Raw genomic sequence first — 12,254 nt, forward strand, 5'->3', positions numbered from 1 at the left:
GAAGCTGCGAGGCGAGGGGTGGGTCAGCTGCCGCGGGTGACGGGCATGTCGACTTCGCCCTTGATGGCCATGTGCTTGGCCAGTTCCAGTTTGGCGATCGAAACACGGTGCACTTCATCCGGGCCATCGGCCAAGCGCAGAGTGCGTTGTCCGGCATAGCTGTAGGCCAGCGGGAAGTCGTCGCTGACGCCGCCGCCGCCATGGGCCTGGATGGCCATGTCGATGATGTCGCAGGCCATGTTGGGCGCAACCACCTTGATCATGGCGATTTCAGCCTTGGCGATCTTGTTGCCCACGGTGTCCATCATGTAGGCGGCTTTCAGCGTGAGCAGGCGCGCCATCTCGATGCGGCAGCGTGCATCGGCGATGCGCTCATGCCACACCGATTGGGCCGACACCGGCTTGCCAAATGCGACACGGCTGTTGAGGCGCTTGCACATAAGTTCCAGGGCGCGCTCAGCGGCCCCGATGGAGCGCATGCAATGGTGAATGCGACCAGGGCCAAGGCGACCTTGGGCGATCTCGAAGCCGCGGCCTTCGCCGAGCATCAAGTTGGCCACGGGCACGCGCACGTTGGTCAGTTTCACTTCCATGTGGCCGTGGGGCGCATCGTCGTAGCCAAACACCGACAGTGCCCGGACCACTTCAATGCCGGGCGTATTGGCCGGCACCACGATCATCGATTGCTGCGAATGGCGAGGCGCATCGGGATTGGTCTTGCCCATCACGATGTAGACCTTGCAACGTGGATCGCCCGCGCCCGACGACCACCATTTGGTGCCGTTGATCACATATTCATCGCCATCGCGCTCGATGCTGCACTCGATGTTGGTGGCGTCAGACGATGCCACGGCGGGCTCGGTCATCAGGAATGCTGAGCGGATCTCACCGCGCAGCAGGGGCTCCATCCATTGGTCTTTGATTTCCTCGCTGGCGTAACGCTCCAGGGTTTCCATGTTGCCGGTGTCGGGCGCGGAGCAGTTGAACACCTCGGAGGCAAACACCACACGGCCCATGATTTCACACATGGGGGCATATTCGAGGTTGGTCAGGCCTTCAGGGGCTCGGGCGCTGCTGGGCAGGAAGAGGTTCCACAGACCTGCGGCGCGGGCCTTGGGCTTGAGCTCTTCCACAATTTTGGTGGGCAGCCAGGCGTTGCCGTTTTTGCGGTTTTCTGCGATTTCCGCAAAGAAGCGCGCTTCGTTGGGATAGATGTGCTCGTCCATGAAAGCCAACAGGCGTTCACGCATGTCCTTGACCTTGTCGGTGTAGTCGAAATTCATCTTGTCTCCTGAGTGTTGTCGCTGCGAAAGGGTGAGCGGGTCGGGTGAAAAAGCGGGGTGGATCAGCTTGCGGCGGTGGCGTAGCGCCAGGCCATCTGTGCCAGTGGTCGGGCGCCGGCCGCAGACGACACCGCCTGTGCGCTGGACGCTGTGCCCATTTCGACTCGCTTGGCAATCCCTTGCAGAATGGCGGCGAGCCGGAACAGGTTGTAGGCGAGGTAAAAATTCCAGTCGGCCTTGAGCTGATCGGGTTGGGCCAGACCGGTGCGCTCGCAATAGCGGGCGATGTATTCGGCTTCGGTCGGAATGCCGAGTGAGACCACGTCCAGCCCGCCGATGCCGCGGAAGGCGCCAGGCGGGATGTGCCAGGCCATGCAGTGGTAGCTGAAGTCGGCCAGGGGGTGGCCCAGCGTGGACAACTCCCAATCGAGAATCGCGAGCACGCGGGGCTCGGTGGGATGGAACATCAGGTTGTCGAGGCGGTAGTCGCCGTGGACGACGGTCACCATCGACTCGTCGCGCGCCATGGCCGGGATGTTTTGCGGCAGCCATTCCATCAGCTTGTCCATCTCGGGGATGGGCTGGGTGATGGAGGCCACATACTGCTTGCTCCAGCGGCCAATCTGCCGTTCAAAATAGTTGCCGGGTTTGCCGTAATCGCCCAGGCCAATTTCTTGCGGCTTCACGCTGTGCAACGCCGCCATGACGCGGTTCATTTCATCGTAAATCGCGCCCCGCTCAGCCTTTGTCATGTCGGGCAGGGATTGGTCCCACATCACCCGGCCTTCGACGCACTCCATGATGTAGAAGGCACGCCCGATGACGGACTCGTCTTCACACAGCGCATACATCTTCGCCACTGGCACACCGGTGCCCTGCAAGGCGCTCATCACCCGAAACTCTCGCTCGACAGCGTGAGCGGACGGCAACAGCTTGGCCACGGGCCCAGGTTTGGCGCGCATCACATACGCCTTTTGCGGCGTGATGAGTTTGTAGGTCGGGTTGGACTGACCCCCTTTGAACATTTCCACGCTCAAAGGGCCCTCGAACCCGGCCACCTGATCACGCATCCAGCGCGTCAGGGCTTCGGTATCAAAACGGTGTTGGTCAGCGACCGGCTTGGTGCCGGTGAAGATGTGGGATTCGTTCATCGGCAGGCAGGTCTCATTTGAGGTGCAGGGGAGCCAGCGCGAGCGCTGGTCGTACGGATGCGCGCCAGCGCCCGCATCCTGGAAAGTGTCAGGATTCGGCGTCGGCAATGCGCATCAACATGTCGCGGTTGCGGACCACGAGTCCACCTTGCTCGATGCGGATCGCTTCCTCGCGCTCCATCGATTTGAGTTCCTGGTTCACGCGCTGTCGCGAGGCTCCCAGCAACTGGGCCAATTCCTCTTGCGCCAGCTGCAGCCCGATGCGCATCTCGCTGCCATCTGCCAGGCAGGGCACCCCGTAGCTGCGCACCAGGTGCAACAGCTGTTTGGCCAGGCGAGCGCGCAATGGCAGGGTGTTGAGGTCTTCCACCAGGCCGAACAGCGTTCGAATGCGCCGGGCCTGCAAACGCATCAGTGCTTCGTAGAGCTCTACGTGTGAGGCCAGCACCTTCTGAAAATCGTTGCGAGAGATGCAGAACAGTGTCGTGAGGCCGTGGGCATACGCATCGTGGGTGCGCTGGTCCCCGTCGAACATCGCCACATCGCCAAACCACACACCGGGTTCCACGTAAGTCAGCGTGATCTGCTTGCCCGACAGCGAGGTTGAGCTGACGCGCACGGCCCCCTTGGCCACCCCTATCCATTCGGAGGGTGGGTCGCCGCGGGCAACGATCAGATCGCCGTCCTTGAATCGCTTGACGTAAGCACATCGAAGTATGTCGTGTCGGAGTGAAGGTGAAAGGCTGTTGAACCAGCGACCACCATTGATCGCCTCTCGTTCTTCCATTGTCAGAATTGGTTCGTCCATCGTGTGTCTTATGAGTGACTGGGAGTGCTGTCATTGTCGCCACAGGGACGGCGGCACTGCACCAGGGTTGGGGTCAAGATGTCTCGTAGGCGTCCCGGGTACGGGCTGTAAGAGGGCACCACGTCTTCGGAAAATCTGGGTCAGCGGTACTGCGCGGGTCTTTTTTCCATGAATGCGTTGATACCTTCGCCTGCATTGCGGTGGTGCAGATTGCGCACGAAATGGTCGCGCTCGGCGGACAGTTGGGCATGCAACGTATTGCTCAATGCATCGTTGCTCAGTTCCTTGATGCTGGCCAGTGCATTGGGCGCGCGCGCATCGAGACGCTCGGCGAGTGACAAAGCGTCGTTCAATGCCTCGGCGGTGCCGCTGACCTGTGAGATCACCCCCAGATCCAGCAGGCGCTGCGCTTCAATGCGGTCACCGCACAGCAGCAATTGCATCGCGGTGGCGCGAGGCAAAGCGCGCATCAGACTCCAGCTGGCACCGCCATCGGGGGACAGGCCCACGTTGGTATACGCCATGACGAAGATGCTGTTGTGAGCCGCCACAATCAGGTCGCAGGTCAGCGCCAGCGAAAAACCGGCGCCTGCGCAAGAGCCTTCGACCGCCGCGATCACCGGCTTCGGAAATGCGCGGATGGTTTCAATCCAGTTGTGCAGCCCCTCGATGCTCTGGACTTGCACTTCTGGAGGCTGCTGCCGGTTCGCCAGCAGGCGCTGAAGGTTTCCGCCCGCGCAAAAATGGGCGCCTTCCCCCGTGATCACGACGCTGCGGATCTCGGCATTGCCTTCGGCAACGTTCAGCGCCTCGACGCCCGCGGCATAGATATCGGGGCCGAGGGCATTGCGGTGGTCCGGGTTGCTGATGGTCAGGACCATGGTCTGACCATGGCTGTGGCTCTTGAGGCTGGCGTTCATGCGGTGTGGGGGTGTCCGAATCGGGGTGGTAGGGCGTCAGATTTCTTCATGCGCGAGGCTCAGGCCCAGTGCGCCTCGGCGGCGCAGCCACGGCGAGGGCCGGTAACGGGGGTCACCGTACACGGTTTGCATGTTGAACAGGATCTCGAGGACATTGGTGGGGCCGATGCGGTCCCCCAGGGCCAGCGGTCCCACGGGGTAGCCCAGGCCCAGCGTGACTGCAAGGTCCAGGTCTTTGGGGGTGCACACGCCTTGCTGGCACATGTCAGCCGCGATATTGATGATGGTTGCCACCACGCGCTGGCTCACAAACCCGCCGCTGTCGCGAACCACGCTCACGGCCTTTCCATCCTTGGCAAAGAGGGCGTGCGCTGCGTCGCGCATGTCGATGCGCGTGGCCGGGTTGGTTGCCAGCACGCGGCGCCGCGTGGAGGCGTCTTCCAGCATCATGTCGATGCCGACGGTGCGGGAGGCGTCGAGGCGCTCGACGGCGGCGAGCGTTGTCACATCCAGGCCCAGGGGGGCCACCAGGATCAGGGCGCCAGAGGAGGGCGCTGCCGTTGTTTCAATCTGGGCGCCCAGCGTTTTGAGCAGCTGGTACAGCTCGGTCCGCCTCGCCGCTTTGGGTGATACCCAAACAGGAGGCAGGCTTGGGATCGTTGGTATGGCGGGTTCGGGCGGGATTTGCGCCACTCCTTGCTCGTAGCGGTAAAAGCCCGCGCCCGTTTTCTTCCCCAGCACACCGCCAGCCAGACGCTGTGCCGTGATCACGCTGGGACGGTAGCGGGGCTCGTCGAAGTACTGCCGGTAGATGGATTCCATGACCGGATGCGATACGTCGAGTGCGGTGAGGTCCATCAGCTCGAAGGGGCCCAGTTTGAATCCGATCTGGTCGCGCAGGATGCGGTCAATGGTGGCAAAGTCGGCCACCCGTTCCCCCACCACGCGCAGGGCTTCGGTGCCGTAACCGCGCCCTGCGTGATTCACGATAAAGCCCGGGGTGTCTTGTGCCGATACCGGTGTATGCCCAAACTGTTTCGCAAATTCTGCGAGTTGCTCGCAAACAACAGCGCTCGATCGGAGTCCTGCGATGATTTCAACCACGCGCATCAATGGAACAGGGTTGAAAAAATGAAAACCTGCGAAGCGCTCCGGGTGGGTCAAAGCAGCGGCGATGGCGGTGACGGACAGCGAAGATGTGTTGGTGGCCAGCACGGTGTCAGGGCCGACAATGGGCTCGAGCTCGGCAAACAGCTGTTGTTTGATATCCAGCCGTTCGACCACCGCTTCAATCACCATCGCGCAGCCTTCAAGCGCTTGCAGGCTGTCGATCACGCTGATTCGGCTGATCAGAGCGGTTTGTTCTTCGCTGCCCAGCTTATTCTTGGCGACCAGTTTGGACCAGGTGTTCCAAAGGCTGTCCTTCGCGGCTTGAGCGGCACCGGCCTGTACGTCGTACAACCGGACCTCACTACCGGCCTGAGCAGCCATTTGCGCGATGCCCCGGCCCATGGCACCGGTACCAATCACGCCAACTGAGGGGAAAATTGCTTGCATATAAAAGTATTATTCGGGGAGGGATTGCGTCAAGCTATGACAAAATGTTCCGACCTAGGAATGAAGGGATCTTGACGTGCGCCAAATCTTGGTGGGCTCTATTTTGCTATCAACTGCCCTGAGCAGTCATGCTGCGACGCTTGGCCGTCACAGTGGCGCAGCCATTCTTGGTCGACCTCTGGACGTCAGAGTACAGGCATTGCTTGGCCCGGGCGAGGAAGCCGGTTCGCTTTGTATCCAGTCGGAAGTGCTTTACGGCGAAGTGGCCGTTCCTTCGGGCGCGATCAGCACGTCGATGCAGCGCTCGGCTCCTGATGCCCAGGCATCGGTGCGGGTGCAGGTCACCCAGCCAGTGAACGAACCGATCGTGACCGTGGTGGTTCGGGTGGGTTGCTCGGCTCCCTTTTCGCGCCGCTTCGTGCTTCTTGCCGATCCGATCAGTGAGCCGCTGGCCGCTGGCGGTGCTTTGATTCCCAGCACCTTGCCTGCTGTAAGACTCCCGCCGTTGGCTGCGGAGACCCGTTTAAATGCCCGTGCGTCGCGCTCCGACCGCGATCCTGTCTCCGCAGACGGGGATGCATCGGGCGGCACCAACACCGCTTCTGCCGCCACCCGCAAGAAGCCCGAGCCCCAACGCTCACGTCCTGCCAGTGTGGTGCGCAAGCCGGCGCCCGAAGCCACGCCACCTGCAACACCGCGCCTGCAGCTGGATCCTGTGGATCTGAGCTTGGCGATTGAGCGCGATCCAGTGCTCAGGCTGTCACTGGCCATGCTGAGCGAGCCGACAACCTCTGAAGAAGAGCGCGCCGCGGCTGGCCTGTTGTGGAAAGCAATCAATGCCACGCCAGAAGAGATTTTGAGGGATTCGCAAAAGCTGGCGGTGCTGGAAGCAGAATCCAAAGGCCTGCGTGAGCAAGAAAAGCAGGACCGGGCTGCGATCACGGCAATGAAGTCCCAGCTCGACTCCACCCGCTACATGACCTGGCTGGCCTATGTGTTCGGCGCTCTGTTTCTGCTGTCCCTGGCGGCACTGTTGTGGCTGAGTCGCCGGCGCAAGGCCGAGCAGGCCACCGATGACCGCGGCGCCTGGTACGCCGGTGCGACCAAGCCGGCTCGGACGGCTCGAGCCGCGGCCGCCTCGGCGGGCGTGCTGGAGGTCCGCGAAGAGCCTCAAGGCATCGACATTGATCTCAACCTCGACGGAGATTTTGACGATTACCAGTCGCTGCACGATTCCAGCATGGCGTTGATCGATGGTGTGCCCGCTTCCAGTGGGCAGGCAAAGTCTGGCGCCGGGGGCGCTGGCGCCTCGACCTACGTGTCGCGATCGGTGGCGACCGAAGAGCTGTTCGATGTACAGCAACAGGCGGACTTCTTCGTATCGCTGGGGGAATACGACCAGGCCATTGGCGTGCTCAAGGGCCATTTGGCCGAAAGCCAGGAACCTGGCGCTTTGGCTTATCTTGACTTGTTCCGCATTTACCACCAGCTGGGGCGGCACGACGAATACGAACAATTGCGCGAGGAATTCAACCTCCAGTTCAATGCGGGGGCTCCTCCGTTTGAGAACTACTCCGATGACAGCAAGGGCCTGGAGTCGTATGAAACGGCCTTCGGCCGTATTCAAGCCTTGTGGCCGCAGCCCCGTGTGCTTGATGTGATCGAAAAATCGATTTTCAAGGAGCCCAACGATCCCGATGGCGAGGTGTTTGATCTCGAAGCCTATCGCGAGTTGTTGTTGCTGCACGCAGTGGCCAAGGAAATGATCAGCCGTGACATAGCCGAGTTGCCCGAGCAGGTGGATTTTGAGCACACCGCCATCAAACCCTTGAAAGCGGCGGCGCCTCGCAAGGTGGTTTCAGGATTCGGCGCATTGACGGACATGGCGGGGCAGACTGTGCCGCAAGAAGACGTCCCCCACGCCTCGCCTCGTCTGGGTCTGGACGTTGATCTGGATGCTTTGTCGGAAATGTCGGCCTTTGAAGCCTCGTTGCCCGAAGTGCCTGTGGCGGTCGAGCCGTCTTCCAAGCCCACCCCCCCACGGGGTACGGTGCAAGAAGAGGGCAACTTGATCGATTTTGAAGTGCTTGACTTCATGCCACCCGACGAGCCCGGGGTCGACCTGGATCTGGACGGAGAGAAAAAGGCGGACTGACCGTGCTCAGCGTCGTCTCAAAGCCGGGCAGTGCCCGGCTTTTTCTTTGTCATGGGGTGTTGTGCAACCGAGAAACCCACAGGACACAGGCTCGAAGCGATTGGTGTTGCATGAATTCTGCGTGGATCGATTTGGGCTCGGTACAACTGAGCGAGAGGGGCTGTGAACAAGCCGGGGTTGCTCGCTGCGAGCGGGGAAGAGTCGGCCTGAGCCCCTCGCAAAAAGAACTCAGCGCCGCACTTGTAGCGCACCTGGGTTGACGATGTTGGTGGGGGCTCCATTGATGTAGCTCACCACACTGTCAAAGGCACTGCTGAACAACTTTTCGTAGTTGTCGAGTTCGACGAAGCCGATGTGGGGCGTGCACACGCAGTTTTCCAGGCGCAAAAGAGCGTGGCCTTGCAAAATAGGCTCCGATTCGAAGACATCGATGGCGGCCATGCCCGGGCGACCGCGGTTGAGCGCGGCGAGCAGGGCATCGTTGTCGATCAGTTCGGCGCGTGAAGTGTTGACGAGCAAGGCTGTGGGCTTCATGCGCGACAAATCCTCCAGAGACACACATCCCAAGGTGCCCTCTGCCAACCTCAGGTGCAGGCTGAGCACGTCAGCGATTTCGAAGAGGGCTTCGCGGCTGGGCGAAATTTCAAAGCCATCGGCCGCTGCTTCAGTGCGCGAACGCTCGCTGCCCCAGATCACCACACGCATGCCAAAAGCGCGCCCGTAGCCTGCGACAAGCTTGCCGATGCGACCGTAGCTCCACACGCCCAGTGTTCTGCCGCTGAGCACCATACCCAGGCTGAAGTTGGACGGCATGGACGACGCCTTGAGCCCCGATTGTTGCCAGGCTCCATGTTTCAAGCTGGAAACATATTGTGGAATGCGGCGCATGGAGGACAAGATCAATGCCCAGGTCAACTCGGCAGTGGCCACGGGCGAACTGGTGCCCTCGGCCACAGCGATGCCCCGCTCGGTACAAGCAGCGATATCGATGTGCGCACCGGCGCGGCCGGTTTGCACGATCAGCTTGAGTCGTGGCAATTTTTCGACGAGTTGTCGGGTGATTTGTGTTCGCTCCCGAATCAGGACCAGGACATCGGCATCCCTTAGCCTGATCGACAGTTGTCCTACGCCCTTCACCGTGTTGGTGAACACCTTGGCCGGATAGGCCTCCAGCTTTTCGGCGCAGGCCAGCTTGCGGACCACGTCTTGATAGTCGTCGAGAATCACAATATTCATGTCCACTATTGTGCCCTCATGCACCACCCGTCTGGAGCCTCCTTTGGCAGTTGCTGCACCCTGGGCGCAGGATCACGCGACCGCAGGTCTGTTGTGGCCCGTTGGATGCTCCAAGGCAGCGAGCCGATCGAGTTCGGCACACACGTCACCGATGCGACCGGACAACGCGAGGCGCCCGCCCAAGGCCTGTGTGGATCGACTCAAGTCGGGCACGCTGTGCACCCTGACATGGCGGGGGTGGGACTGCGTGCTGGCGACCTGGCGCGAGGCGGATGAAGGGCAGGGGTTGACCGGTGTTCTCGGCGTGCCAGCAGGCTTGAGCCAGCCTGCGCGGGCAAACTGCTGCAAAAACAGGGGTACGGTGCGAGGCGAGGCTGTGCGTGAAGGTTGCAGCGGTAACCAGCAGTCAATCAACTGCAGAGGGGCGCGCCAGGTGTTGGTGTTGAATCGGATTCCCATGAATAACTCCGTGAAGGGGGTTGAACACAGGCAGGATTGATGAATTTGCGCTCTCACGGGGTTGTGTTGGTGCACTTTGGGCGCACCGAACCAAACGCCCGCCACCCGCGGGAGCGATACAGACCGTTGCTGGTCAGTTCTGGAAGCTGTTTCGGATCAATCCGACGGCCAGTCCTTCGATTTCGAAGGCTTCGCCCGGCTCGACCACGATGGTTTTGTAGTCGGGGTTTTCGGCGAGCAGCTCGATCGATTGTTCGCGCCGCATGAAGCGCTTGACGGTGACGTCATCGCCCAGACGTGCGACCACAATTTGGCCGTTTTTGGCTTCTTTGGTGGCCCTGACAGCGAGCAAGTCACCGTCGATGATGCCGACATCGCGCATGGACATGCCGCGCACTTTGAGGAGGTAGTCGGGCTGCTGCTGGAACAGGCTGCGCTCTACCTGATAGGTCTGGTCGACATGCTCCTGCGCCAGGATGGGTGAGCCCGCCGCCACTCGCCCGATCAGAGGCAGCATCAGCTGGGTCAGACTCGGCAGCGGCAGTGTAAGCTGGCGGCCCCGGGAGTCATTGATGTGGCGAAGGTCTTCGCTGCGCAATCGGATGCCCCGCGAGGTGCCGCTCACGAGTTCGATCACACCCTTTCGGGCCAGGGCTTGCAGATGCTCTTCGGCCGCGTTGGCCGATTTGAATCCCAACTCACTGGCAATCTCTGCGCGCGTTGGCGGAGCACCGGTGCGTGCAATGGCGTTCTGGATGAGTTCCAGAATCTGTTGCTGGCGGGCGGTGAGCTTGGGAGCGTGAAAAGGGGCGTCGTTCATGGCTGCCTCGTGAATCAAGTGGGTTGCTACCCATCGGTATGGGTCATCAACGGATACTGGACGGATCAGCAAGCTGTTTTCTTATCCAGTGACTGTATTTTTAGCCAGTTTTAAGGTTTTGGCAAGTGGTTCAAACAAAGAAGGCTTCCATTCGTGTGATTCTCGGGACAGGCGGGACCATCGCCGGGCGCGCGACGGCGATGGCGGACAACGTCGGCTATGTGGCTGGCGAGGTGGCGGTGTCCGATTTGCTGGCGGCTGTGCCGCCTCTGGCTGGGCTCGCGCTGGAGGCTGAGCAGATAGCGCAGGTGGACAGCAAGGACATGACGTTTGCCATCTGGCGCCAGCTGGCCTTGCGGGTGGCGCACCACCTGGAGCGTGCTGAGGTGCAAGGCGTGGTGATCACGCATGGCACTGACACGCTGGAGGAAACAGCCTGGTTTCTGCAATCGGTGCTGCAGCCCCGCAAGCCGGTGGTGATGACCTGTGCGATGCGGCCGGCCACGGCGATGGTGCCCGATGGCCCCCAGAACTTGCTCGACGCTGTTGCCGTCGCCGGGAGTGAAGACTTGGTGGGCGTGGTGGTGGTGTGTGCGGGACAGGTGCATCGGGCTGAACACGTGGCGAAAGTGCACAGCTACCGCCTGGATGCCTTTGGCTCAGGCGATGCCGGGCCGATGGGGTGCGTGGAAGAGGGGGGCGTGCGCTGGTTTCATGGTTTGCCTCCGGCTCAGGGTGGTGCGGTGGTGAACAGGTTTCAGCTTGACCGCGTCGCGTCTGCCGCTGTTTTGCCTCGAGTGGCCGTGATCACCAGCCATGCCGACAGCGATGGGGCGGTTGTTGAGGGCTTGCTGATGCTGGCTGAGCAGGATCCCACCCGCAGGGTTCGCGGCATCGTGGTGGCCGCGACGGGCAACGGCACGGTCCATGTTGCACTTGAGAAGGCGTTGTTGCAGGCCCAGGCAAGCGGTGTGAGGGTGGTCAGGGCCACCCGTTGTGCGCGTGGAAGGGTGATCCCGGGCGTGCGTTCAAGCTTTCCGGATTCGGCGGGGTTGTCGCCGGTCAAGGCCAGGCTGGCATTGGCTTTGGATTTGATGGCCGAAGACTCTCTTTGACGTGGCCACAAAAAAGCCCGGTTCAAAACCGGGCTTTTTGACCGCAAAGTGCTGGGCAGGGTCAGTGTGCCAAGGCTTCCATGGCGCGACCGGTGATCTCTTCCACGTTGCCGATGCCGCTGATGGCACGGTACTTGGGCGCTGCGGCCGCTTCTTTTTGAGCCCATTCGCTGTAGTAGTCCACCAGTGGGCGGGTCTGGGCGCTGTACACCTCCAGGCGCTTTTTGACGGTTTCTTCCTGGTCGTCCGCGCGCTGGATCAGGGGCTCTCCCGTTTCGTCATCCACGTTTTCCACTTTGGGTGGGTTGAACTTGACATGGTAGGTGCGGCCCGAAGCAGGGTGTGAGCGGCGACCGCTCATGCGTTCGATGATGGCCTCGAAAGGCACATCGATTTCCAGCACGTAGTCGAGCTTGACGCCTGCGGCCTTCATGGCGTCGGCCTGAGGAATGGTGCGTGGAAAACCGTCAAACAGGAATCCGTTGGCGCAGTCAGGCTGCGCAATGCGTTCCTTGACCAGGTTGATGATGAGCTCGTCGCTGACCAGTCCACCCGACTTCATGACCCCGTCGGCTTGCAGACCCAACGGGGTACCCGCTTTGACAGCCGCGCGCAGCATGTCACCGGTTGAAATCTGAGGGATGCCATATTTCTGGCAAATGAAGGTGGCCTGGGTGCCTTTGCCCGCTCCGGGCGCTCCCAACAGGATCAGTCTCATCGGATTCCTTTTATTGAAGTTTCAATGTCGAA

General features: G+C 61.2%; 11 protein-coding genes. 2 read left to right on the top strand and 9 right to left on the bottom strand.

All coding sequences use genetic code 11. The features are described from left to right. Positions 1-23: 23 nt before the first annotated feature. The 5 genes from E5678_RS04290 to E5678_RS04310 all read right to left on the bottom strand — a co-directional run bounded on the left by E5678_RS04290 (position 24) and on the right by E5678_RS04310 (position 5,719). Entirely contained in the window at positions 24-1,283 is a 1,260-nt protein-coding gene (locus E5678_RS04290; RefSeq protein WP_136177375.1) for an acyl-CoA dehydrogenase family protein, read from the bottom strand. 62 nt (positions 1,284-1,345) lie between these two features. Beyond that, a complete protein-coding gene (locus E5678_RS04295) occupies positions 1,346-2,434 on the bottom strand; it encodes a phosphotransferase (protein ID WP_136177376.1) in 1,089 nt (362 codons plus the stop codon). 88 nt (positions 2,435-2,522) lie between these two features. Next, entirely contained in the window at positions 2,523-3,242 is a 720-nt protein-coding gene (locus E5678_RS04300; protein ID WP_136177377.1) for a Crp/Fnr family transcriptional regulator, read from the bottom strand. A 140-nt stretch (positions 3,243-3,382) separates the two neighbouring features. Beyond that, positions 3,383-4,162: an enoyl-CoA hydratase gene (locus E5678_RS04305; RefSeq protein ID WP_136177378.1), complete on the bottom strand. Its 780-nt coding sequence runs from the start codon at positions 4,160-4,162 to the stop codon at positions 3,383-3,385. A gap of 36 nt (positions 4,163-4,198) precedes the next feature. Further along, on the bottom strand, positions 4,199-5,719 hold the full coding sequence (locus tag E5678_RS04310; protein WP_136177379.1) for a 3-hydroxyacyl-CoA dehydrogenase: 1,521 nt from the start codon (positions 5,717-5,719) through the stop codon (positions 4,199-4,201). A 199-nt stretch (positions 5,720-5,918) separates the two neighbouring features. Between E5678_RS04310 and E5678_RS04315 the strand changes: the two genes are divergently transcribed. After that, positions 5,919-7,874: a tetratricopeptide repeat protein gene (locus E5678_RS04315; RefSeq protein ID WP_136177380.1), complete on the top strand. Its 1,956-nt coding sequence runs from the start codon at positions 5,919-5,921 to the stop codon at positions 7,872-7,874. Positions 7,875-8,102: 228 nt separating this feature from the next. Here the strand turns inward: E5678_RS04315 and E5678_RS04320 are convergent, their stop codons facing one another. The 3 genes from E5678_RS04320 to lexA form a co-directional block, all read right to left on the bottom strand. Then, positions 8,103-9,110 (bottom strand): D-2-hydroxyacid dehydrogenase family protein, encoded by a 1,008-nt coding sequence (locus tag E5678_RS04320; RefSeq protein WP_136177381.1) that lies wholly within the window; start codon positions 9,108-9,110, stop codon positions 8,103-8,105. Between the two features lie 72 nt (positions 9,111-9,182). Continuing rightward, a complete protein-coding gene (locus E5678_RS04325; protein WP_136177382.1) occupies positions 9,183-9,569 on the bottom strand; it encodes a hypothetical protein in 387 nt (128 codons plus the stop codon). Between the two features lie 133 nt (positions 9,570-9,702). Further along, the gene (gene lexA / locus E5678_RS04330; protein WP_136177383.1) at positions 9,703-10,389 is read right to left on the bottom strand and encodes a transcriptional repressor LexA; all 687 of its coding nucleotides are present in this window, start codon (positions 10,387-10,389) and stop codon (positions 9,703-9,705) included. A 125-nt stretch (positions 10,390-10,514) separates the two neighbouring features. Between lexA and E5678_RS04335 the strand changes: the two genes are divergently transcribed. Further along, on the top strand, positions 10,515-11,504 hold the full coding sequence (locus E5678_RS04335) for an asparaginase (protein WP_136177384.1): 990 nt from the start codon (positions 10,515-10,517) through the stop codon (positions 11,502-11,504). Positions 11,505-11,565: 61 nt separating this feature from the next. Here E5678_RS04335 and adk read toward each other — a convergent pair whose 3' ends face one another. Further along, positions 11,566-12,222 (bottom strand): adenylate kinase, encoded by a 657-nt coding sequence (gene adk / locus E5678_RS04340; protein ID WP_136177385.1) that lies wholly within the window; start codon positions 12,220-12,222, stop codon positions 11,566-11,568. Positions 12,223-12,254 lie beyond the last annotated feature (32 nt).

The sequence above is a fragment of the Hydrogenophaga sp. PAMC20947 genome (assembly GCF_004795855.1).
GTDB lineage: Bacteria > Pseudomonadota > Gammaproteobacteria > Burkholderiales > Burkholderiaceae_C > Hydrogenophaga.